We start from the raw sequence: 23,502 nt of genomic DNA on the forward strand, positions 1-23,502 counted from the left end.
CATAAGACTCATCGAGAAACTGCTCATTTGACCATATCATGTGGCGTGTTGACTGCCATCCGTCAAGTTCTAGTTGGTAACCTTTGCTTGAGAGTCGCCAAGCGCTTTCAGTGCCTCATCCATTGCCGCTTCCGGCAATGGCAGCAAATACGGGCCTTCTGTGAAGAGTAAGGCGGCCTCGACAACCCTTCCCGGATAAAGGGGGCCGAGCAGTTCCCGATAAAGCGCCAGCTGTGCACGATAGGCGAAAGGCACTGCTTCAACGGTCTTTGGCGGCGGGCGATTGGTTTTATAATCCACAATCAGCACGCGGTTTTCATCCACGCTGATGCGGTCGATCTGACCCGAGACGGCATGGTCTTTTCCGCCGAGATTGATCGTGCCCATGACTGCCACCTCACCACGCGATCCACGAGCAAAAACCGGCGCAAATTTCGGATCAGCCAGAATTGTTGCAACACTCGCCCAGGCTTTCGCGCGTTCAACTTCCGGCCAGTCGGCAGCAATGCGTGCCAGATAATCCTGTGCTAGCTTCTCGCGCTCATTCGCGGCCACTTCTGGCAGATATTGCAGCAGCATATGGATCGCCGTACCGCGACGAAGAGCAAATGCAGACGTCTCGCCGCCTTGTCCAAGAACAGGCGATAATGTGTCGAGCGGTGGCTCTTCATCCGCTTCAATGAGAGCCGATGCACCCGATGGGGCCAGCGGACGCGGCAGACCCGGTTCCGGCTTTATGGGCTTGAGATAGTCGAGCGGCAGCGGCGGCAGCTCTGCGATTTGCGCCACTTCCGGCTCTGCAATCTCAGTGAGACCGCGCGGCGTGTTGCGATAGCGCCGGGCTGCAACACCTGATACCGGATGCACAAAGGGTTCGGCCTTGGTTGTGAGTGCATCTTCAACCAGCCTGTGCCATGTCTCGCCGCTGTCGCGCGAACCGCGATAGCCACAGACAATCAGCCGGTCTTCCGCACGCGTCATGCCCACATAAAGCAAGCGGCGATATTCTTCTTCCGCACGCGCCTTTAAGCCTTCAATCTGTGCCGCCAGAAAGCCCGTCTGATAGCTTCCATTCGGCTGCCAGAGATAGCCTTTCACCTGTGGCCCGTCATTGCTGAGATCAAACGGGATCAGCTTAGGCGCGCGCGTTCCGCTCCAGACGGCATTGCCAGGATCAACCAGAAACACCACAGCACCCTCAAGCCCCTTGGCGGCATGAACAGTCATGATACGCACTTCGTTGCGGCCCTGATCAAGTTCGCGCTTGATCTGCGGTGAGGCTGCATCAAGCGTTTCCAGAAAAGCCTGCATACCCGGCAGACCAGCGCGTTCAGCCGAAAGCGCATAATTCTGGAATTCATCGATAATATCGCCCGCTTCCGGTCCAAGTCGCGCCAGAAGCTTACGCCTTGCACCATCTGTACTTAAGATTCGCGCATAGAACTCGAAGATCGGCATGGTGTCGGCCATATTGCGCCAGCGGCTCAGCGTCTTATGCACGCCAATCAATGCCGGGTCTTCAAGGGATTCATGATACAGCCGCTCAAACAGCGTTTCGCCGCTCTTGCGCGGATTGGCGAGCGCAAACAGCCTGTCATCATCCCAGCCAAACAGCGGGCTTTTGAGAAGAGAGGCCAATGACAAATCATCTGACGGCTGCAACACGAAACGCCCCAGCGCCATCAGATCCTGAATGGCGATGTGGCTTGTAAGTTTGAGCCGGTCGGCACCAGCCACCGGCACATGGCGCTCTTTGAGTGCGCGCGAAAGCGCTGGCATGAACTGATCGCGCTTACGAACCAGCACCATGATGTCTTTCGGTGCCAGTTTGCGGTTCTGGCCCGGAATGGTTTCGCCGCGATCAAGCCAGTAGCGAATGGTCTCTGCAATCTGTTCGGCAAGTTTGATGGCAGGAGCCTGCAAATGATCGACCGGAACGCGCCAGTCGTCTGGCTCCTCCACCACTTCCGGTGTCAGCATATCCCAGATTTCCACCTCGCCCGGCTCGTTATCGCGAATGGCAGAGTGAACGGTGGCACCTGACAAGCCGCGATTGGCCTCGGGACGCGCAAAAACCTCGTCCACGGCCTGCAACACATCCGGCGCTGAACGGAACGAGAAGTTGAGGCTGACGCGCTCGAATTTGAGCTCTGCATCGGCAGCGCGAAGGCTGACCGCCCTGCCCTGCGCTGCAAAGTCTTCCGGCACCGCGCCCTGAAACGAGTAGATCGACTGCTTTTCATCGCCGACGGCAAACAGTGTGCGCTGCACGTTGCGCTGACCGAGGCCTGAGAAAAACTCTTCTGACAACATGCGGATGACCTGCCACTGATCGGGGCTGGTATCCTGTGCTTCATCGACCAAAATATGATCAATGCCGCGATCAAGCTTATACTGCACCCACTGCCCTGCACCATTGCGCGCCAGCAGCGCCACGGTGCGGGTGATCAGGTCTTCAAAGTCGAGCAGACCCCGCCTACGCTTTAAATCGTGATAGCGTTGCAGGAGGTTATCAATCAGCGTGAGTGCGCTCAGATTGAGCCGGATAAGCCGCAGTTCTTTGATCTTGTCGAGACCAAGCTCGACACGCATTGCTGCGGCATTAAAATCTTCCTCGAAATCCGGCAGCAGCTTTTTGACCGCAGCCGAGCCAACATAGGAGCCGGATTTTGCCTCGCCGGTTGCTTTCAGGAAGGAAGCGCGCAGAACGGCTTCCTTGTCGAAGCTGCTTTTGACCTTGTCATATTGCTTGAGCTGCAACGCAAAATCATGTGCGCGTGCCGCACCCTTCTGGATCGACAAAATGAGATCGAGTGCATCGTCGGAAAATTCCGGCACCGGCCACATATCATCCAACAAATCAGATTCGCGCGTGTCTGGCCGAAAGCGGAAATGCCTGTGCAAAATCTCGCTGCGCTCATCCGCATTGCCAAGCGCCGTAATGTATTGCTGCAAGCCATTGCGACGCCCCACCGCCTCATCAAGCAGTGCCTGCAAACCCATCTCGCCTGCTGCCTGCATAACATCGGCAAAGGCGTTCGCCAGTTCCGGATCACCGCCGCCATGTGCGGTCTCAAGCAGGCTGCGTCGCGCTTCGCCGACAAGAGCCACCTGCATGAGATCATCCATCATCTCGAAGTGGCCTGCAATATTCGCCTCAAGCGGGAACTGATGCAGAATCGCTTCGCAAAATGCGTGGATGGTCTGGATTTTCAACCCACCCGGTGTTTCAAGCGCGCGCGCAAAAAGCCTGCGTGCAACGGCAAGCCGTGTCGCTCCCGGACGCCTGCCTTCAAGCTTATCTAGCCTGTCGGCCAAGTCCTCGTCCGGCAACATTGCCCATTCAGACAATCGTGCAAAAACGCGGTTCTGCATGACGGCTGCTGCCGCCTTGGTATAGGTCAGGCAAAGGATTTTCGACGGATCAGTGCCTTCGAGCAGCAGCCGGATCACACGCTCGGTTAAAACGTGAGTCTTGCCCGAACCGGCATTAGCCGACACCCAGACAGAGGCGGCGGGATTGGCAGCACTGGCCTGTGCTGCGATTGTTTCCGGTGGAATGACACGTTGCTTTTTCATTCACCGCCCTCCCCGCCAGCATCACCACCGGCGGACCATTCCAGCACGCGTGCAAGATGATCATAGTCGCCCGTCAGGTCTGTTTCGCGGAAGGGCAGCGCGCGGGAAAGATAACCCTTAGCCGGATTCTGATATTCAGCGAGAAGCTGCGCCAATCGTTGCCAAGCCTCTTCGCCAAGGGCGGGTGCGGTCTTTTCCGATGGTGGCCGACCAATCTTCAAAATCGATTCCGGCTTCACCTCCCCGCCTGCCCGCAACCGCACATAGGTCAGATCAGACGCGCAGACAGAACCCAATTCGCGAAACGCACCGCGCACGAGAAGAGCGGCTTCAAGCGCCAGCTGTGGCGACAAGAGGACGTGCGCCTGTCGTGGCGATGGCGTTGAGCCGGTCTTATAGTCGATCACTTCAGCAGTTCCGTCGCGCATCAGATCGATACGATCGGCGCGGCCCGACAAAGTGATGCCAAGACTTTCGACCTCGCGCTTATCCGACGAAATTTCAGCAAAGCGGGTCTGAACATTGTAAGCGCGTTCCCGCTCCCATTCGAGGAATTGCGGAATAAGTGCGGTAAAACGCGGCCACCATACTGCTTGGATCTCAATGGGCAGATCTATTTCGCCAAAGAAATGCCGGCCAAATTCTTCAAGTTGCGTTGCTGCATCCGGTGCCAGCGGATCGATGCCCTCTTGCGTGAAATGTCCAAGAATGTCGTGAAAAAGCGTCCCACGTTCTGCGGCTGCCGGATCGCGGATCAACGGCTCCAGCGGACGCAACTTCAGAATTTTTTTGGCAAAGATCGCATAAGGATCGCGACGCAGGGTTTCAATTTCCGTCACCGAAAAATGCTTGGGTCGCGCACTTACAGGCGGTGCCGGTTCCGGGCGTTTGACAAAAGGCACATCAGGCGCCTGATCGATTTCACGCGCCCAATGGATAAAACGTTGCCCACGCGAGCGCATATCCTTGGTCACATCTGAACCCAGCACTGTTTCAAGCCGCTGCAACCAGCGCGACGTAATGGTTGGCGCATTATCAGATCGCTGCGAGCGCGACAGCACGACATGATCCATGCCAAGCGCCATTTGAAAATCATGTGCTGCAAGGCCGGTACGGCGCTCAGGTGGATCAAGCGCGATCATCGCCTTCATAGGGCGCGACATGAACGGGTCGTTGCGCGTCTTGGCGGGCCATGTGCCTTCGTTGAGACCACCGATCACCAACGTATCCATGGTCTGCAAACGCGCTTCCAGCGCACCCCAGATAAAGACGCGCGGATGCCCGCCCGGATGCGGCTTGACGGTTTCGCCCGACATCAGAGCTTCAAGAATTGCAGGCCATTCAATAGCCTCAAAATCCAGTCCCGCTTCGCTCGCTACAAGCTGACGCAGAAATGAAGCCAACTTCTCACCATGCTCGCCGGAATAATAACGGGTGACGCTGCCACTCTCATCTCGCGCCAGATTTTCCAGCGCTTCCACAGTTGCCCGTGTAATCTCGCCAATATCCGTTCGCCGGTTAATGGTAGCAAAAGGTGCAAGCGGCGCAACAGCTTCCGACAGGCTCACGCAAAGCGCGCGCGCCGCTTCGATCATGTTAGGCGTAACAGTCGCGTGCCATGCCGGTTGCCTTGACTGGCTGGCGCTTTCTTCCATGCGGCGGTCGAAAAAAGCAGGAAGATCGATGATCGATGCCCTGCCCGTACCGCCACGGAACGCCACCAGTTCAAGTGTTTCCGCAGCCAGTCGCCGGTCAATGCGCTTACCGCCAAGCCGTAGCATCGGGTGCTTGACCAGCGCTAAAAGGGCCACAGGATCGCCAGGGTTGAATACGGTTTCGACCATGAGACGCATCAGCGTCGCGGTTTCAATATCGCGCAAATGACGACCGCCGGAATCATCGGCGTCGATGCCAAAGCGGGCGAGTTCGCCCACCACGCGGCGCGCGAGATTTCTATCGGCAGTAACCAATGCGGCGGTCTTGTTTTCATCGCTGATCGCATCGCGAAGCGCCAGTGCCACTGCCAGCGCTTCCTCACGCTCATTGGCGGTTTCAATCAGATCGATCTTTTGAGCCGATTGCTGCAATGCTTCAGGGTGCATATCCGCATCGCGGTTAAGCAGGCTCCACGCATCCGTGGTTTCCGCCGGGCGCAGCGCTTCACTGACCACGCGCTCCAGCACGCGCTTGTTAACCGGCATATCTTCGATATGCTCGACATCCTCGCGCAATACCCCAATAGCCTGCAACAGCTTGTGGAGACCATATTGCGGATGACCGAAAGTGGACGGATTATCATCCGAAGCCCCCAGCAGATTCCACGCGCCTTCATCAAGATCACGGTCCAGCCCCGGCAGAACCACAGCACCTTGCGGCAGTCGGGCAATGACTGAAACAAGCTCGGCAGTCGCGGGAATGGAGCCCGTGGAACCAGCCGCAATCACAGGCCCTTGCGGCGGATGATCGCGCAATCGCCGCACCTCGCCCCAGATCAGTTCATTGCGGTGCGCTGCCGGATTAGACAGCTTGCGCTCTTGCAGAATTTCCGGCCAGAGTTTCGTGACAATATCGAGAAAGCCAAGCGTGACCTGCCACCAGTCGGCAAGATCATCGGGCGCAATGCTGGCAAGCTCACTCCATTTGGCATTGTCGGTTTCGACCTGATCCATCAGGCCAGCCAGATCACGTGCAAGCCAGATCGCATCAGCGGTTGTTGCAGGAACCGAAACATCATCGACACCAAACAACGCCCGCACATGCGCAGGCAACGATTCACGCCATGGACGAATGAGCCGCGCCAGCAGCAACAGCCGTTCAGCCTTGCCTATTGGCGGATTAAGATCGAATACGCCGCTTGTGGCCGCATTGAAAAAAGCTGCATCCTCGTCCACATCGCCCAGCGGGCGAATGGTCGGAAGGATTGCTGATTTAGCCGGATTCATATCAACCAAAATGGAGCGCAGCGCACGCGCTGCACGACGCGTCGGCACATAGATAGTCGCGTTCGCTAATACCAGTGGGTCAGAGGCATTACCCGGAAAGCCTTCAATCAGGCGGCCTTCCAGAAGTGCCTTGGCGAAGGCTGGTAGAAAAGCTGTGCCGGATGGAATGGAAAAAAGCTTCGGCCTCGTAATGGTCATTCCGCCATGCTCTCCTTACGCAATTGCGGAAAGCACAGCCTCCGCCTCGCCGATCGCTTCCGGTGTTCCCACCGTAAGCCAATGCCCGGTCATGGGCATACCATAAAGGCGCCCGGCTGCAATGGCTTCATCAAAATAGCGATTGAGCGATGAAACACCCGGCTCGGCTTTGGCAAAAATACGCGGATGAATAATGGCTGCACCGGCATAGATGACCGGGTCGCCGGCGACATCACGTAGACGGCGCAAGCGGCCCTCTTCATCCGCAACGAAATCGCCCTTGCCTTCAAAACCTGTTGCCTGATCGAGTCTCGCCGTCATGAGAAGAATATCCATGCGGGTATCGTCCCAGACATGCGCCAGCGCCGTAATATTCGGCTGCGCTTCATCACCAACCCAGAATGTATCAGCATTGAGTACATAGAACGCCTTGCCCCCAAGCTGTGGCAGCACGTTGACGATACCACCTGCGGAATCGAGCAGCAGATCGCGCTCGTCGGAGATCGTGATTTTCGGCTCTGAGCGACTGCCAAGATAGTCGATCAGTTGGTCGGCTAAATAATGAACATTGACGATTGTATTCTCAACGCCTGCACCCGCCAGCGCATCCAAGCCCCAATCGATCAGCGGCTTGCCGGAAACCTTGACCAGTGGCTTGGGCATGGTTTCGGTGATCGGGCGCATACGCTTGCCAAGACCTGCTGCAAGCATGATCGCTGTATCAGGACGTGTCATTGTTTCTCCAGCAATGCGAGATCATCAAACCAGCGGGCGACCGGCGCCATGACCGGATGCTTTAAGACGCGGCCAAGATAGTCGTGAATGCGGGGCAGATGCGCGAGATAATGCGGCTTGCCATCACGCTCATCAAGCCGCACGAACAGGCCCAACAGCTTGGCGTTGCGCTGCGCACCCATGGCGGCATAGGCCATGCGGAAAGCCGCTTCGTCAAACACATGGCCAAGCTTGCGGCGTTCATCGCAATAAGCATCAACCACTGCCTTTTCGAGCTCCGGCGTAATCGTCAGGCGAGCATCGAGTGCCAGCGACGCGACATCATAGGCAGCAGGTCCGATCATCGCGTCCTGAAAGTCGATTGTGCCGATTTTGTCTTTGCCTTTCGCATCCTCAAACCAGAACAGGTTTGGCGAATGATAATCGCGCAGCAGCAGGCTTTTCTCGCAATCGGCAATCGCGTCGAGAACTTTGTCCCATGCCGCTTCATAAGCCTGCGCTTCTGCATCAGTCAGCTTGCGGCCCATCATGCGTGGTGCATACCATTGCCCGACAAGGTTCACTTCCATGATCATCGCATCGCGATCAAAAGGTGCAATGATGTGATCCGGATAGCCTGCAACAGGCGCATGATCAGGCCACTGAACCCCATGAAGATGTGCAAGAAACCGTCCAGCCGCTTCATAGCGTTCGGCCACCGGCTCACCCGATGGAGCCCTGATGCCCTCAAGCCCGAGATTTTCGAGGATCAGCAGTCCTGCATCAATATCAACAGCGCGCATTTGCGGCACGCGCAGGCCATTTTTCGCAAGCAGATCATCAATGGCCACGAAAGCCTGAATATTCTCTGCAATATGCGCAAGCTGGCGATAGGACTTGCCGTTGCGCAATGGCGGATCGTAGGGCATCGCGGGCGCATTCATCAGAATTTCGACACCGTGTTCGCTTGTGATGATCTCATATTTGCGCGGTGAAGCATCCCCCTGTAAATAGCGGCGCGTGGCCCCTGCCCGGTCGTTGTTTTCCAGAAAAGTGCGGATTTTCAGCGTGCGCTCAAGACGCGCAATGGCTGCTTCTGGCCCGCTGATTACGATGCGCCGCCCTGCCCCTTCGTGGGTTAATATGACGGCAAAGCTCGGCTCCGGCAGAAAGCCTTCCGCCTGCTCTGGCCATTCGGACAGCACAACACCATCTTCCAGAAACTCGACAAGCCCTAGCTCGTCCAGCTCTTCACCATGCGAAATCCTGTAGAGGTCGGCGTGAGCGACAGGCAAGCGCAGCCCCTCATAGCTTTGCACAAGTGTAAATGTCGGACTTGGCACTTCAAGCCGCTCATCATCAGCAATCGCGCGAATGATAGCGCGTGCGAGCGAGGACTTACCGGCGCCAAGATCGCCCGATAAGGTAACGAGATCGCCTTTGACCAGCGCCAAGGCGAAATCCTGGCCAAAGCGCTGTGTGGCAGCCTCATCGGGCAGGAAAAGCTCAAGACTGGTTATTGGGCGATTGATTGGGGTGCTCATAAAGCCCCCTTTATCTTATTCGGCAGCAACACGGAAGCTGCGCGCTTCCGACGGGAAGCGACAAATAACAGTTGTTCCGATATCTTTGCCGGTTTCGATTTCCACGCGACCATCATGCAGCTCGACAAAGCTCTTCACGATGGAAAGGCCAAGCCCGACGCCTCGTCTGCGCCCGCCATTCTGATAAGCCTGGAAACGCTTGAACACCGTATCAAGCACATCGCCAGGCATTCCCGGGCCGTCATCATGCACGGCAAACAGAATATCCGTCCCTTCGCGGACGACCTGAAGCGAAACGGTGGAACCTTCCGGTGCATAATTGGAGGCGTTGGACAGTAGATTGAACAGCACCTGACGAACACGATTGGCGTCGGCTCTGAAGGTTTGCACGTCATCGGCAATATCGACATTGAGCGCGATGTCATGCTCCTGCAGACGCTCGCTCACACGCTTTGCCGCAGCTGAAATTTCATCCATGACAGCGACATCATCGATATCGAGCTGCATGATGCCTGCATCAACCGTTGCAAGATCGAGAATATCGTTGACGATGGTTAAAAGCACGGCAGACGATGTGCCGATATGATCGAGATATTCGAGCTGGCGTTCATTGAGCGAGCCAAAGGCAGGTGTCTGTAACAGTTCGGTAAAGCCGATAATGTTTGTGAGCGGAGACCGCAGCTCGTAAGATACATGCTGCACGAAGTCGTTCTTGATCTGATCGGCAAGCGAAAGCGCTTCGTTCTTTTCCTTGAGCGCCCGTTCGACGCGTACCGTATCGGTGACGTCCATGAAGGTGAGCATCGTCTGGCCCTTCGGCAGCGGCACCACGGCATAAGAAAGAATCACACCGTCATCAAGTTCGACCTGCCCCATGCGCCCATTACGCTCATCCAGGAAGCCAGTGACAGAAGAAACGAAATCATCCCAGATGCCATCGCCGCCACGCTGGCCGCAGAGCTTGGAAATGGTTGAGATATGCGTGCCTTCAACGGTGATGGCTGCAGGCAGCGACCAGAGGTCGGCAAATGACGGATTGGACAGGCGCAAACGGCCGTCGGAACCGAACACGGCGACGGCTTCGCCAAGGTGATCAAGCGTTTCGCCCTGCACCTTGATCAGCGTGTTGTAACGACCTTCAAGCTCGAACTTCTCAGTCATGTTCTCGAAGAACCACGTCACGCCGCCTTGCGGATGCGGATTGGCAACCACGCGCAGGATACGGGTATCCGGCAGATGCCACATATGTTCCTCCGGCTCGACAGCACGGTAGGCCGCAAGCATGGAATCCTTCCATTTGCGCCATTCCGGCTGTTCGGGCAGCTTGCCTTCCGAACGCAGGCGGTCAAACAGCAGCGTATTGCTTGGATGCGTCTCAAGCCAGGCCGTGTCGAGCGACCAGAGCGAGACGAAAGCCTGATTGAAGAATTGCAGCTTCATGTCCGGATCGAAGATCGCCACAGCGGTTGAAAGCTGATCGAGCGTCTCGGCATGGCTCTTCAATGTACGGCTCAACTCTTCGCGAATCTGCTCGACTTCGCTTAGATCAAAGCCCAAACCGGCAGAACCTGCCTCCGCACTCACATCCGTCACATCGAAAATGCGGCGATCGCCACGCACGACTGCGGGCAGTTTTTCGTAAAGATCAGGCTCGGCAAACCGGTCGCGTTCGAGACGCTGGCGCGCCTGTGCGCCAAAGAGTTCGCGACGCTCAGACGTCGCCTGTGTGCCGTCCACGGCATCCACGGCCCGTGCATAGGCTGCATTGACCCATTCCATCCGCCCATCGGTGCCACGCACCCAGACCGGCTGTTCAAGACGGTCGAGCAGATGGCGCAACAATGCCAGCTTTTCTGATAGCTCGCGGTTCTGTGCCTGAAGTGCTGCACGCTCGGCCTGCACGCCCTGAAGACCAAGGAAACGCACGATAGCAAAGCTTCCGGAAGTACGGCCATAGACGTCGAGCAGGGTGCCATTGCTGGTTTCAACCGTCAGATCAAAAGCATGAGCCTGTTCTCGTAAGGCAGAAACCGCGCGTTCAAGCTCGGCAACCGATTGTGGCCGCAGCCAGCGACCAAAAGCAAGGAAATGCGAACGATCCTGTGGTGCGCCGCTATCAAATGGTAGTTGCCCGACAACATCGGCGCGTGCGCCGTGGGCATCCCAGACAATTGCACGCTGATCTTTGAGATTAAGCAAAGCTTCATTGCGCTGCGCGGTCAGATTCATATCCGAGAGGCGCGAGCGCAACTCATTGTTTTGCTGCGCAATTTTTGAGCGGTCGCGAATAAGCCAGCCAGCAGAGAGCAGGGCCGCCCCCATCGCGCCAAGAAACATCGAAAACTGGATGACTTCAAAAGCTCCGACACTGCCACCGAAAGGCAATTCGATGCGTGCGGAATTTTCAGCGCCTTGCGCAAATGCCGGAACGGCCGCAACCAGTGCGGCAAAGGAAACTGAAGCCGTGAGAACAACCCGTTTGAGAGGGCTTGCAGCCAATGAAAGCGATGCTTTCAGGTGCCTGCCTGCGCTGTTTGCGGATTTGCTCCGCAAGCTCCCCGTCGAGCCGGTCTCTGGCATATTTCCCTTGTCTCCGCCGCCCGGGAGTTTCCTCATAAAGAGTCTCCCGCATTACAAAATTCCTGTGTCCGGCCCTGTCGCATCGCCACAATGCTAGAAGCCAGTCATGTTTCGAGGATGAATAGGTCGCCCGTCTTTCGCCTGAACCGGCAAAAAACGCCCAACGCAAACACCCGTCAAAACACATTGATTCGTCTTCACAATACCCTCACCGTGAATCCGCGTGAAGCGTGTTGCACGCAAAAATAAAGGTCGGGCAACGTAAAGATGCCCGACCTACAAGATGTAGCAGTATGGTTAACAGTGAATTAATACCTGTAGTGTTCCGACTTGAATGGACCTTGGGGCGTTACGCCGATATATGCGGCCTGTTCCTCAGAAAGCACAGTCAGCTTGGCCCCAAGCTTGTCGAGATGCAGACGTGCAACCTTCTCGTCGAGGTGTTTTGGCAAGACATAAACTTCGTTCTTATACGCGTCGGTACGTGTAAAGAGTTCGATCTGACCCAGCACCTGATTAGTGAAGGAAGCCGACATCACAAAGCTTGGATGACCGGTTGCATTGCCGAGGTTGAGCAGACGACCTTCCGAAAGAAGGATGATGCGCTTGCCATCGGGGAATTCTACCAGATCGACCTGTGGCTTCACATTGGTCCATTTCAGATTACGCAGTCCTGCAACCTGAATTTCATTGTCGAAGTGACCGATATTGCCGACGATCGCCATATCTTTGAGCTTGCGCATATGATCAAGCGTGATGACGTCCTTATTGCCGGTCGTCGAGATCACGATGTCAGCAGTCGGAGCCGCATCATCGAGCGTTACCACTTCATAGCCGTCCATTGCAGCCTGCAATGCGCAGATTGGATCGACTTCCGTAACCTTGACGCGTGCACCGGCACCTGCGAGCGATGCAGCCGAGCCTTTGCCAACGTCGCCATAACCGCAGACGACGGCAACCTTGCCAGCCATCATCACGTCTGTGCCGCGGCGGATGCCGTCAACCAGCGATTCCTTGCAGCCATACTTGTTGTCGAACTTCGACTTGGTGACGCTGTCATTGACGTTGATTGCCGGGAAGGGCAGTAGGCCCTTCTTCTGCAACTGGTAAAGACGGTTGACGCCTGTGGTGGTTTCTTCGGTCACGCCCTTGATCGCATCGCGCTGACGCGTAAAGAAGCCCGGCGTTTCAGCCATACGCTTCTTGATCTGCGCGAACAGAACTTCTTCTTCTTCGCTTTCAGGCTTGGAAAGAACATCTTCGCCAGCCTCAGCGCGCGCGCCGATCAGGATATACATGGTGGCATCGCCACCATCATCGAGAATCATGTTGGATGGTTCGCCATCCGTCCACTGGAAGATCTTGTCGGTATAGGTCCAATATTCTTCAAGCGTTTCGCCCTTGATGGCGAAAACCGGCGTGCCGGTGGCGGCAATCGCTGCCGCAGCATGATCCTGCGTCGAGAAAATATTGCAGGAAGCCCAGCGAACTTCGGCGCCCAGCGCCTTCAGTGTTTCGATCAGCACGGCAGTCTGGATCGTCATATGCAGCGAACCGGAGATGCGCGCGCCCTTGAGCGGCTGCGACTTGCCGAATTCTTCGCGCGCGGCCATCAGGCCCGGCATTTCAGTTTCAGCAATATCGAGTTCCTTACGGCCCCAATCGGCCAGACCGAGATCCTTGACGACAAAATCCTGACTTGCGGTCATCATCTGCTCCAATCAAATTTGTTTAGAAGCCCAAAAGAATGCAAAAGGGCTTCGGCTGGCGTTCTGATTAGCAGATCAATACGGCCAGCACAACGCAACATAAAGAAATCTTTATGTGTCTATATCAATTGAATGGGAAGTATCGAAACGCCTGGAGTCTCAGCATTCCTCGCCAAACTTGTCGGCAATAAGTGTCTGAAGCGCATCGAGCACGGCGTCGGCCTGTTCGCCGGATGCGCGAACGTCGATGCAGCAGCCCGGAGAGGCTGCCAGCATCATCAAACCCATGATCGACGTGCCGCCAACAGTCATTCCGTCCTTGCTGACGCGGACATGAGCGTTGTAACTGTCAACGAGCTGCACAAATTTTGCGGATGCGCGGGCATGAAGACCGCGCTTGTTGACGATCTCAAAAGACCGGGACAAAGCGCTATCGGCATCGTATTCGCCGGTAACGGCTACAGTTGGATGCATGGGTTACTTTCCCGTCAGAACCTGACTTGCAACATTGATGTACTTACGTCCCGCATCCTGCGCTTCGCGCAATGCCGTCTTGATGTCTCCACCAATACGAACGCTGGAAAGCTTGATGAGCATCGGCAGGTTCACGCCTGCGATCACCTCGATCTTGCCTTCTTCCATCACCGAAATCGCCAGATTGGATGGAGTTCCGCCAAACATATCCGTCAGAACGATAACACCTCTACCATTATCAGCCCTGGCCACAGCATCGACGATATCCCGACGACGCTGTTCCATGTCATCTTCGGCACCGATACATACGGTCTCGAAATTGTCTTGCGGGCCAACTACATGCTCAACAGCATGGAGAAACTCTTCGGCCAGCCTTCCGTGCGTAACAAGCACGAGTCCGATCATACTTTAAAAGCTCCTGTCGCGTGCCCGCCGCTTAACCCCTTCACAGGCGCAGATGACACAAAAATCGCCGGAACCCCGCCGACGAGTTGTGCATCTTGGCATTGCAAATCTTGATAGCAAGTGAAAAATTTCAAATTTGCCTTGAAAAAAGCAAAATGCCGCAGCGTTGGGCACTTTTTCGTTCAAGCATTCATGGCCAGGGTTTATAGAAGAGGTTCGCCTCGATAGCGCGCGAAAGTGCGTTGGAATCGCCGTTTGATGAAAGGGAAGGCAAAAGCAAACGGGGAATTTCAATGCCTTCAAACTGCCAGCTTTCACCACCCGGATAGCGTTCCGCCTCATCACGGCTCACCAGAATGACCACAAGATCAAGTGGTGTCTGTTTCACATAAGCAACACGAAAAAGACCGGCGCCGCGAATCTCGACGCCTCCAGCCAGAGAATCGGGAACGCTGGCAATAAGTCTGTTGCCCTCCGCACGAAGCAGAGTACGGTCATCTGAAACGAGAGAAGCGCTTTCCCCCCGCACTAGCGCACGCTCAATCAGAGTGAGTGCAATCTCTGTTTTACCTGCACCCGATGGCCCCATCAGCATCACACCTCTTCCGAGTAATTGCACGGTGGTTGCGTGAAGGCCGCTTTTTTGTTCTTCCGGTGTCATGTCAGGATCATGTGATTGCTGGGAGATCAACAATGAAGCGCGCGCCCAGCATATGATCCGGTCTATCGGCGTCGATGATGTTTTCAGCGCTTAACACACCACCATGTGCTTCAATAATCTGACGACTAATTGACAGACCAAGCCCGGAGTTCTGTCCGAACGCTTCCGAAGCCGGGCGATCCGTATAAAACCGCTCGAAAATTCGCTCTATGTTTTCGATTGGAATGCCGGGGCCATTGTCTTCAACGGTAACCCTCAGACGACTGCCTTCGCCGCTCAGGGTAACAATAATCCGGCCCGTATCCTCGGGTACAAAGGACCGTGCGTTCTCGATCAGATTGCTGACAACCTGTCCAAGCCGCAAATCGTGACCGGCGACGAAAAAGCCCTTTTTACCCGACGGCAACTTACCTGTATTGAAAACAATCTCGGTACCTACCTTGTTACGACGCACTTCTCGCGCCGCAAGGACAAGATTGTTGAGAAGCGTCTTCATATCGACACGGTCAGAATGTTCACGGGCAAGCTCGGCATCAAGGCGCGAGGCATCCGAAATATCTGTAATCAGGCGATCAAGGCGTCGCACATCGTGCTGGATAACATCAAGAAGGCGATTACGCGAATTATCATTCTTCGCCAGTGGCAGTGTTTCAACAGCACTGCGTAGCGAAGTGAGAGGGTTTTTGAGCTCGTGACTCACATCAGCCGCGAAACTCTCAATCGCCTCGATTCGCGTATAAAGCGCATCGGTCATCGCGCGGATTGATGTCGAAAGATGTCCCACTTCGTCCTGCCGTTCGGAGAAATCCGGTATCTCTTCGCGGCTTTTTACGCCAAGACGTACACGGTCAGCGGCAGCTGCCAACTTGCGCAGCGGGCTCGCAATCGTCGAGGCCAGGAACAGCGACAAAATTACCATCACAGCAGCGACAACGCCAAACACCCGGAAAACGGCCATGCGTTCTCCCTGAACGATCTTGTCGATGTCGTCACCTTCTGTAGAAAGCAACAAAACGCCAAGGATGGCACGGGATTGCTGAATAGGAACAGCCACCGACACAACCAGCTCTCCCTGCTGATTGCGTCTTTGTGCGGTTTGCGGAGAGCCAGTCAGAGCGCGAACGATTTCCTGATAAGCAAGACCATTTCCACCCGGCTGTTCCTGATAAAGCGGAAGACCGCCACCATAAAACAAACGTGAGAACCACATGGTAAAGCGTTCCCAAATGCTCGGCTCATCTTCTTCGATTGCGGGAAGATCGTAACGAAACACGGGACCGCCGGACGCAAAGGCTGGCGCATAAAGAGAACGAGAATCCAGAAGCAGATTGGCGTAATGATCATAAATGCGCGCACGTGTGCTGGTTGGAGAAATCAACTGACGCAGTAACGGCGACACTTTTTCCGGATTGATTGGGAATTCCCAATTGTCCGGCGAATCGGGCGAGGGCGTAATGCTCTGCCCGGCCTGCAACTCCAATAGTTTTTCAGGATCAATCATCAACGAATTCGTATCGACTGTAGCCGATGCCGAAATTGCAGCGGCAATGATTTTACCCTGCGTGAGAAGGCTTTCGATCTTGGCATCAATCAGTCCCTCGCGAAACTGATTCATATAGAGAATACCTGAAACCAGAACGCCAAGCGCGGCAATATTGAGAAACAGAATACGGCGAGTCAGACTTGAAAACAGAAACTGGCCTAGAAACCTGCTAAAAGGCGCAAAAAGACGGCGCAGGAAAAGCGAGCGTTGCCGCCGCGCCCTGCGCTCTCTCATAGTCACTGCGCTGTCTTTGCGAGTTTCGGTGACCATGTCGCTGAAATCTTGCCTTTTTAAAACATCACCGGACCGAATAAAAAAGCCCGGTGGTCTGATAATGCTTTCTTAAGCTTCGCGGAAGCGATAACCGACACCATAGAGCGTTTCGATCATCTCAAAGTCGTCATCGACTGACTTGAACTTCTTGCGGAGGCGCTTGATGTGGCTGTCGATGGTACGATCATCGACATAGACCTGCTCATCATAAGCCGCATCCATCAGTGCATCACGGCTTTTTACGACGCCGGGGCGCTGTGCAAGCGAATGAAGGATAAGGAATTCCGTCACGGTAAGCGTTACCGGCTCACCTTTCCATGTGCAGGTGTGGCGCTCCTGATCCATAACCAGCTGACCACGTTCCAGCGACTTGGCCTGCTGACCTGTCGGCTTTGCCGTACCATCCCGTGCCGCAACGCGGCGAAGAACCGCCTTCACACGCTCGACCAGAAGACGCTGCGAGAACGGCTTGGTGATAAAATCGTCCGCACCCATCTTGAGGCCGAACAATTCGTCGATCTCATCATCCTTCGAGGTCAGAAATATTACCGGAAGGTCCGTCTTCTGGCGCAAACGGCGCAATAGTTCCATACCGTCCATACGCGGCATCTTGATATCAAAGATTGCAAGGTTCGGTGGACGCGCTGTCAGCCCATCTAGGGCAGAAGCACCATCGGTATATGTCTCTACGCGATAGCCTTCCGACTCCAGAGCAATGGAAACGGAGGTCAGGATGTTGCGGTCATCATCGACCAGCGCAATTGTCTGCGTTGCCGAAGCTTCCTTCATGCGAACCTTCTCCTTATTAAAACCGCCCCGATAATAGCAGCGGTGTAAATCACCAAACGCCGGTAAGCGCGTCGATCTTATTATAGTCTCGCAGCTTGTGCAGTACAAATTAGGTACAAAATGTGGCAATCACTCAACATCGCGACAATACTTGCCGTGGAATCTTTTTCGCTGGTCAACACCAACCAGAACAGTTCCAAACTGTGGATAGCCATAACAACGCTTAAGTTAAACGATTTAAAAAATTTTCAATATTTTTAAATCGATTAAATATTTGATTTAATTTGATTAATCTGTTTCTGACTGCCATCCCGTTTAAAAGAGACCGGGGCAAACCAAATTTTGAACCAGATGGCGGAGAGACCATGAAAGAGATCGGCATCCACAATACTGCCGCTTCCATTTCCACTTCAGGATTGAAGGAACTGTCCGCAGTCTTTTATAATTTTGGACCGGCACGGCTTTATGAAGAGACTATTCGCCGTGGCGAAGCAGAGCTTTCCGCACAAGGAGCGCTTGTTGCTAGAACGGGCCAGCACACGGGACGTTCGCCAAAAGACAAGTTCGTGGTTCGCGATGCAAACACCGAAGATCAGGTCTGGTGGGACAACAACAAGCCAATGACTCCGGAGGCTTTCGAGCTTCTCTATGCCGATTTCATTGATCATGCGAAAAGCAAGGAGCTTTTTGTACAAGATCTTATCGGTGGCGCCGATCAGGATAACAAGATCAATGCGCGTGTTGTCACCGAATATGCATGGCATTCGCTGTTCATCCGCAATCTGCTGATCCGCCCGGACGAAGCCGCACTCACTTCTTATGTACCGGAAATGACCATTATCGATCTGCCTTCCTTCAAGGCCGATCCTGCACGCTATGGCGTGAGAACCGAAACGGTGATCGCAGTCGATCTCACCCGCAAAATTGTGCTGATCGGCGGCACCTCTTATGCCGGCGAAATGAAGAAGTCAGTCTTCACCGTTCTCAACTATCTTCTCCCTGCCAAGGGAGTCATGCCGATGCATTGCTCGGCCAATGAAGGTCCGAACGGCGACACGGCCGTATTTTTCGGACTGTCCGGCACCGGCAAGACTACGCTTTCGGCCGACCCAAGCCGGACGTTGATCGGTGACGACGAACACGGCTGGGGCGAACATGGTGTCTTCAATTTCGAAGGTGGCTGTTATGCAAAGACGATCCGCCTTTCAGCGGAAGCCGAGCCCGAAATCTATGCCACCACACAACGATTCGGTACGGTTCTGGAAAATGTTGTGCTGGATGAAAAACGCCAGCCGGATTTCAATGACGGATCGCTCACCGAAAACACCCGTTGCGCCTATCCGCTCGATTTCATTCCCAACGCATCCGCATCGGGCAAGGGCAGCCAGCCAAAGAACATTATCATGCTGACCGCCGATGCCTTTGGCGTGATGCCTCCGATTGCCAAGCTGACACCGGCACAGGCCATGTATCACTTCCTGTCCGGGTACACCGCTAAGGTTGCAGGCACGGAAAAGGGCGTCACCGAACCGGAAGCCACGTTCTCGACCTGCTTTGGTGCACCATTCATGCCGCGCCATCCATCGGAATACGGCAATCTGCTGCGCAAGTTGATCGCCGAACACAAGGTCGATTGCTGGCTCGTCAATACCGGATGGACCGGTGGGGCTTATGGCATCGGCAAGCGGATGCCGATCAAGGCAACCCGTGCACTTCTTGCAGCAGCGCTTGACGGTTCGCTCAACAACGCGGAATTCCGCACGGATCCGAATTTCGGCTTTGCGGTTCCGGTTGACGTGCCAGGTGTGGACAAATCCATTCTCGATCCACGTTCGACATGGGCTGACAAGACAGCTTACGACGCACAGGCGCAAAAGCTGGTCGATATGTTCGTGAACAATTTCGAGAAATTTGAAAGCCATGTCGATCACGACGTGAGGGATGCAGCACCTGCCACCCAGATCGCCGCAGAATAGATGTGATTGATATCCTGAGGAGGAGGAGAAGCCCGGCCGAAAGGCCGGGTTTTTCTTTTGTCTAACGGATAGAGCGTATCGCGCTTGATCGTATCCACCGCGATCGCTCTATCCATTTGTTTTTACGCATGTCTTTATCCCAAAACCGGTTCCCACTTTTGGGAGACATGCGTCAGAAAGCGGTGTATCACTTTCCATCATGGAAGAAAGCCGCAACATCATTCGCATCACCAACCGCCTGACGATCCACGAGGACGATCTGGAGGAGAGCTTTATTCGCTCATCCGGTCCCGGTGGTCAGAACGTCAACAAGGTTTCGACCGCCGTACAATTGCGCTTTCATGCAACGCGCTCCGGTCTGCCCGAAGATGTGCTTTCCCGCCTTTTCAAACTCGCCGGTCAGAAAGGCACCAAGGATGGTGACATTTTGATCGAAGCCAATCGCTTCCGCACGCAGGAACGCAATCGCGAAGATGCACGCGAGCGGATGATTGCACTGATCAGGGAAGCGGCGATTCCACCGCCGCCGCCACGCAGGAAAACAAAACCGACCAAAGGCTCGGTCGAACGCCGCCTCAAGGCCAAGGCCGGCCGCTCGGACATCAAGAAGGGCCGTGGCAAGGTTTCTTACGATTAAGCGCATCCAAAAAAGTGGAAACCTCCTACGCAGAGAAATCAGCCCACCGGACTGATTTCTGGTCCCGTTTCGATCGGAAGAAGATGCGCTTAAAAACAAATAGACTATCGCATTTTGGGAACAGACAACATGACAATCAATTATCACGAGCTTGAAACCAGCCATGGCCGCATTGCTGTGCGTGAAAGCGAAGGCGAGGGTGCGCCCCTCCTGATGATCCATGGCAATTCAAGTTCGGGTGCAATTTTCGCACCACAGCTCGAAGGTACAATCGGCAAAAAATGGCGCGTGATAGCGCCTGATCTTCCGGGCCATGGCAAATCTTCCGATGCGATTGATCCTGATCGCAGCTATTCGATGGAAGGCTATGCGGATGCGATGACGGAAGTCATGCAACAGCTCGACATTGCCGATGCTGTCGTTTTCGGCTGGTCGCTCGGTGGCCATATCGGTATCGAGATGATAGCCCGTTATCCTGAAATGCGTGGCCTTATGATTACCGGAACGCCACCCGTGGCGCGTGAGGAAGTGGGGCAGGGGTTCAAGAGCGGACCCGACATGGCGCTTGCCGGACAGGAAGTCTTCTCTGAACGCGATGTGGATTCTTACGCACGCAGCACCTGTGGCGAACCATTCGAGGCATCGCTTCTCGACATTGTTGCCCGTACCGACGGCCGCGCACGCCGCATCATGTTTGAAAAATTTGCCGCAGGCACTGGCGGCAACCAGCGCGACATCGTTGCTCAAGCAAAGCTTCCCATTGCAGTCGTCAATGGGTGCGATGAACCTTTCGTCGAACTCGACTTCGTCTCCAAGGTAAAATTCGGTAATCTTTGGGAAGGCAAAACCCACGTTATCGACGATGCTGGACATGCTCCATTCCGCGAAAAGCCAGCGGAATTCGATGCTTTTCTCGCTCGTTTCATCGAGAGTTGCACAAAATAAATTTTCCAATTCAAATGGCATTGATTGATGCCATTTGACGGCTTCCCACATCCGTCTCGCGCCCTAACTTGATCTACAGGATTGTGAAAAGGGTGAAATCATGGGCATGACTGTTGCGGATCTTCTAGCTCAAACCTTGGCCGAAGCAGGTGTCAAACGTATCTGGGGCGTCACCGGCGATAGCCTCAACGGACTGAATGACAGCCTCAGACGCCTTGGCAAGATTGACTGGATGCATGTCCGCCATGAGGAAACCGCAGCCTTCGCCGCAGGGGCGGAGGCGGCTGTCACCAGCGAACTGGCCGTTTGTGCTGGCAGCTGTGGCCCCGGCAATCTGCACCTCATCAACGGGCTGTTTGACTGTCACCGCAACCGTGAGCCCGTGCTGGCAATTGCAGCCCATATTCCTTCGTCAGAAATCGGTCTCGATTATTTTCAGGAAACCCATCCTCAGGAACTGTTCCGCGAATGCAGCCATTTTGTTGAGCTGGTTTCCAACCCTGCACAAATGCCCGAAGTGCTGAACCGCGCCATGCGTACAGCTATCGGAAAGCGCGGCGTTGCCGTGATCGTCATTCCGGGTGACGTTGCGCTCAAGCAGGCACCTGAAGGGGCAAAGCAGACTTGGACGCAGATCTCGCCTCCACGCATGGTTCCGTCTGATCAGGATGTCGCAAAGCTCGCAGATATTCTCAACAGCACAGAAAAAGTCACCATTCTGGCAGGCAGTGGCTGCGCTGGCGCACATGATTCGGTCGTATCTCTGGCCGAACAACTGAAAGCGCCGGTGGTTCATGCGCTGCGCGGCAAGGAACATATCGAATGGGACAATCCCTTCGATGTCGGCATGACCGGCTTGATCGGCTTTTCATCCGGCTATCACGCCATGCTCAACTGCGACACGCTGCTGATGCTCGGCACCAGTTTCCCTTATCGCAACTTCTATCCCGACAAGGCAAAGATCGTTCAGATCGACAATGATCCTTCACAACTCGGACGCCGCACGCCCATCATGCTTGGCATAACAGGTGATGTTTCCGAAACAATCACCGCTCTTCTGCCGAAGCTCAAATCCGGTCGCAACACGAAATTCCTTGATGCGGCGAAGACGCATTACACCAAGGCGCGCGAGGCACTAGATGATCTGGCAGCACCATCAAAACCGGGCCAGCCGATCCACCCGCAATATCTCACCCGCCTCGTCAATGAGATTGCGGATGAAGATGCGATCTTTACCGCCGATGTCGGCACGCCAACTGTCTGGGCTGCACGCTACCTCACCATGAACGGCAAGCGCCGCCTGCTCGGTTCGTTCAATCATGGCTCAATGGCCAATGCCATGCTTCAGGCGCTGGGCGCAAAGGCTGCAGCACCGGAACGACAGGTCGTTTCGCTGTCCGGCGATGGCGGTTTCACCATGATGATGGGCGATTTCCTGTCATTGAAGCAGCTCAATCTGCCTGCCAAGATCATTGTTTATAACAATGGCTCACTTGGCTTCGTGGCGATGGAAATGAAAGCTGGCGGCTATTTGACCTCTGGGACCGACCTTGAAAACCCGAACTTTGCAGCCATGGCAGAAGCCATCGGTATAAAAGGCTTTCGCGTGGAGGAATCCGCTGATCTGCCGGAAGCATTAAAACAGGCTTTTGCTCATGAGGGTCCGGTTCTTGTCGATGTGGTGACAGCCAAGCAGGAACTGGTGATGCCACCCAAGATCAAGGCGGAACAGGCGAAGGGCTTCAGCCTTTATATGCTCAAAGCCATTATAAGCGGTCGTGGCGATGAGATCGTGGAACTGGCAAAGACCAATCTGGGCCGTTAGTGCTCATTAAACTGCTAATTAAGTGCAAGAACTTATTGAAGAATCCAGACTTGACCAATTTGATGGGCACTGTAGTTTACAGGTACTTGAGATACCGGAAGCCTTGCGTGTTCCGGTAACGGGTTTGATTAAGCGATACGGTAGTAACAACAGGGAGATTTGCCGCATGGGAATTTTCGATTTCGTGAAGTCGGTCGGAACCAAACTTGGTTTTGGTGAAAATGAACCCAAAGCCGATGATCTGAAGAAGGAACTCGACTCACATAATCTCGGCACCGACGGCGTGCAGGTGAGCGTGCAGGGCGACAAGGCCGTGCTGACTGGAACTGTAAAGGATCAATCGGCTTTTGAAAAAGCCATTATCGCTGTCGGTAACTCGCTCGGCGTTTCCAAGGTGGAAGCTTCGGAACTGAAAGTCGATAGTGCCGGGACGACCGGTGCCGAGCCTGTCTTCTACACGGTCAAAAAGGGCGACAATCTCTGGAAAATTGCCGAAGCCCAATATGGCAAAGGCAACGGCGCAAAGAACGACATCATCTTTCAGGCCAACAAGCCAATGCTGACGCACCCGGACAAAATCTACCCGGGTCAGGTGCTGCGGATTCCACCGCTATAAGATATTTATTACAAATTCCGATTCTATGGAGCGCCTCTCTGTTGCAAGCGGAGAGGCGTTCGCATTTTTCCCTTAAACATTCAAACCTTGCT

16 protein-coding genes are annotated in these 23,502 nt (G+C 54.8%); 5 read left to right on the forward strand and 11 right to left on the reverse strand.

Annotated features, from left to right (window positions below; genetic code table 11):
* Positions 1 to 69 precede the first annotated feature (69 nt).
* From addA to H5024_RS01520, 11 genes are all read right to left on the reverse strand, one after another.
* The gene (addA, locus tag H5024_RS01470) at positions 70 to 3,579 is read right to left on the reverse strand and encodes a double-strand break repair helicase AddA (RefSeq protein ID WP_187543697.1); all 3,510 of its coding nucleotides are present in this window, start codon (positions 3,577 to 3,579) and stop codon (positions 70 to 72) included.
* Positions 3,576 to 6,719, reverse strand: a complete 3,144-nt coding sequence (gene addB, locus H5024_RS01475; protein WP_187543698.1) for a double-strand break repair protein AddB — start codon at positions 6,717 to 6,719, stop codon at positions 3,576 to 3,578. Before addB ends, addA begins: the two co-directional genes overlap by 4 nt.
* Before the next feature lie 15 nt (positions 6,720 to 6,734).
* Positions 6,735 to 7,454, reverse strand: a complete 720-nt coding sequence (locus H5024_RS01480) for a nucleotidyltransferase family protein (RefSeq protein ID WP_187543699.1) — start codon at positions 7,452 to 7,454, stop codon at positions 6,735 to 6,737.
* Complete coding sequence (gene tsaE / locus H5024_RS01485; protein WP_187546510.1) at positions 7,451 to 8,965, reverse strand: tRNA (adenosine(37)-N6)-threonylcarbamoyltransferase complex ATPase subunit type 1 TsaE; 1,515 nt, start codon at positions 8,963 to 8,965, stop codon at positions 7,451 to 7,453. The genes H5024_RS01480 and tsaE overlap by 4 nt, the downstream gene beginning before the upstream one ends.
* A 27-nt stretch (positions 8,966 to 8,992) precedes the next feature.
* Positions 8,993 to 11,557: a PAS domain-containing sensor histidine kinase gene (locus H5024_RS01490; RefSeq protein ID WP_187546512.1), complete on the reverse strand. Its 2,565-nt coding sequence runs from the start codon at positions 11,555 to 11,557 to the stop codon at positions 8,993 to 8,995.
* A 308-nt stretch (positions 11,558 to 11,865) separates the two neighbouring features.
* The gene (gene ahcY / locus H5024_RS01495; protein ID WP_187546514.1) at positions 11,866 to 13,266 is read right to left on the reverse strand and encodes an adenosylhomocysteinase; all 1,401 of its coding nucleotides are present in this window, start codon (positions 13,264 to 13,266) and stop codon (positions 11,866 to 11,868) included.
* Positions 13,267 to 13,425: 159 nt separating this feature from the next.
* Positions 13,426 to 13,740, reverse strand: a complete 315-nt coding sequence (locus H5024_RS01500) for an HPr family phosphocarrier protein (protein ID WP_094578520.1) — start codon at positions 13,738 to 13,740, stop codon at positions 13,426 to 13,428.
* 3 nt (positions 13,741 to 13,743) lie between these two features.
* Entirely contained in the window at positions 13,744 to 14,145 is a 402-nt protein-coding gene (locus H5024_RS01505) for a PTS sugar transporter subunit IIA (protein WP_187543700.1), read from the reverse strand.
* 190 nt (positions 14,146 to 14,335) lie between these two features.
* The gene (locus H5024_RS01510) at positions 14,336 to 14,806 is read right to left on the reverse strand and encodes an HPr kinase/phosphorylase (protein WP_187543701.1); all 471 of its coding nucleotides are present in this window, start codon (positions 14,804 to 14,806) and stop codon (positions 14,336 to 14,338) included.
* 7 nt (positions 14,807 to 14,813) lie between these two features.
* A complete protein-coding gene (locus H5024_RS01515) occupies positions 14,814 to 16,619 on the reverse strand; it encodes a stimulus-sensing domain-containing protein (RefSeq protein ID WP_187543702.1) in 1,806 nt (601 codons plus the stop codon).
* Between the two features lie 72 nt (positions 16,620 to 16,691).
* Entirely contained in the window at positions 16,692 to 17,411 is a 720-nt protein-coding gene (locus H5024_RS01520) for a response regulator transcription factor (protein WP_187543703.1), read from the reverse strand.
* Positions 17,412 to 17,776: 365 nt separating this feature from the next.
* Between H5024_RS01520 and H5024_RS01525 the strand changes: the two genes are divergently transcribed.
* The 5 genes from H5024_RS01525 to lysM all read left to right on the forward strand — a co-directional run bounded on the left by H5024_RS01525 (position 17,777) and on the right by lysM (position 23,410).
* On the forward strand, positions 17,777 to 19,387 hold the full coding sequence (locus H5024_RS01525) for a phosphoenolpyruvate carboxykinase (protein ID WP_187543704.1): 1,611 nt from the start codon (positions 17,777 to 17,779) through the stop codon (positions 19,385 to 19,387).
* Positions 19,388 to 19,586: 199 nt separating this feature from the next.
* Positions 19,587 to 20,024, forward strand: a complete 438-nt coding sequence (gene arfB, locus H5024_RS01530) for an alternative ribosome rescue aminoacyl-tRNA hydrolase ArfB (protein ID WP_187543705.1) — start codon at positions 19,587 to 19,589, stop codon at positions 20,022 to 20,024.
* 129 nt (positions 20,025 to 20,153) lie between these two features.
* A complete protein-coding gene (locus H5024_RS01535; RefSeq protein WP_187543706.1) occupies positions 20,154 to 20,969 on the forward strand; it encodes an alpha/beta hydrolase in 816 nt (271 codons plus the stop codon).
* A 100-nt stretch (positions 20,970 to 21,069) separates the two neighbouring features.
* The gene (gene poxB / locus H5024_RS01540) at positions 21,070 to 22,794 is read left to right on the forward strand and encodes a ubiquinone-dependent pyruvate dehydrogenase (RefSeq protein ID WP_187543707.1); all 1,725 of its coding nucleotides are present in this window, start codon (positions 21,070 to 21,072) and stop codon (positions 22,792 to 22,794) included.
* Between the two features lie 166 nt (positions 22,795 to 22,960).
* On the forward strand, positions 22,961 to 23,410 hold the full coding sequence (lysM, locus tag H5024_RS01545; RefSeq protein ID WP_187543708.1) for a peptidoglycan-binding protein LysM: 450 nt from the start codon (positions 22,961 to 22,963) through the stop codon (positions 23,408 to 23,410).
* Positions 23,411 to 23,502 lie beyond the last annotated feature (92 nt).

This window comes from Ochrobactrum sp. Marseille-Q0166 (genome assembly GCF_014397025.1).
Lineage (GTDB): Bacteria > Pseudomonadota > Alphaproteobacteria > Rhizobiales > Rhizobiaceae > Brucella.

Excerpts from the sequence above, each read along its gene's own strand:
- addA (WP_187543697.1), bottom strand. The coding sequence starts at position 3,579 with ATGAAAAAGCAACGTGTCATTCCACCGGAAACAATCGCAGCACAGGCC.
- addB (WP_187543698.1), bottom strand. The coding sequence starts at position 6,719 with ATGACCATTACGAGGCCGAAGCTTTTTTCCATTCCATCCGGCACAGCT.
- H5024_RS01480 (WP_187543699.1), bottom strand. The coding sequence starts at position 7,454 with ATGACACGTCCTGATACAGCGATCATGCTTGCAGCAGGTCTTGGCAAG.
- H5024_RS01490 (WP_187546512.1), bottom strand. The coding sequence starts at position 11,557 with ATGCCAGAGACCGGCTCGACGGGGAGCTTGCGGAGCAAATCCGCAAAC.
- ahcY (WP_187546514.1), bottom strand. The coding sequence starts at position 13,266 with ATGACCGCAAGTCAGGATTTTGTCGTCAAGGATCTCGGTCTGGCCGAT.
- H5024_RS01500 (WP_094578520.1), bottom strand. The coding sequence starts at position 13,740 with ATGCATCCAACTGTAGCCGTTACCGGCGAATACGATGCCGATAGCGCT.
- H5024_RS01505 (WP_187543700.1), bottom strand. The coding sequence starts at position 14,145 with ATGATCGGACTCGTGCTTGTTACGCACGGAAGGCTGGCCGAAGAGTTT.
- H5024_RS01510 (WP_187543701.1), bottom strand. The coding sequence starts at position 14,806 with ATGACACCGGAAGAACAAAAAAGCGGCCTTCACGCAACCACCGTGCAA.
- H5024_RS01515 (WP_187543702.1), bottom strand. The coding sequence starts at position 16,619 with ATGGTCACCGAAACTCGCAAAGACAGCGCAGTGACTATGAGAGAGCGC.
- H5024_RS01520 (WP_187543703.1), bottom strand. The coding sequence starts at position 17,411 with ATGAAGGAAGCTTCGGCAACGCAGACAATTGCGCTGGTCGATGATGAC.
- H5024_RS01525 (WP_187543704.1), top strand. The coding sequence starts at position 17,777 with ATGAAAGAGATCGGCATCCACAATACTGCCGCTTCCATTTCCACTTCA.
- arfB (WP_187543705.1), top strand. The coding sequence starts at position 19,587 with ATGGAAGAAAGCCGCAACATCATTCGCATCACCAACCGCCTGACGATC.
- H5024_RS01535 (WP_187543706.1), top strand. The coding sequence starts at position 20,154 with ATGACAATCAATTATCACGAGCTTGAAACCAGCCATGGCCGCATTGCT.
- poxB (WP_187543707.1), top strand. The coding sequence starts at position 21,070 with ATGGGCATGACTGTTGCGGATCTTCTAGCTCAAACCTTGGCCGAAGCA.
- lysM (WP_187543708.1), top strand. The coding sequence starts at position 22,961 with ATGGGAATTTTCGATTTCGTGAAGTCGGTCGGAACCAAACTTGGTTTT.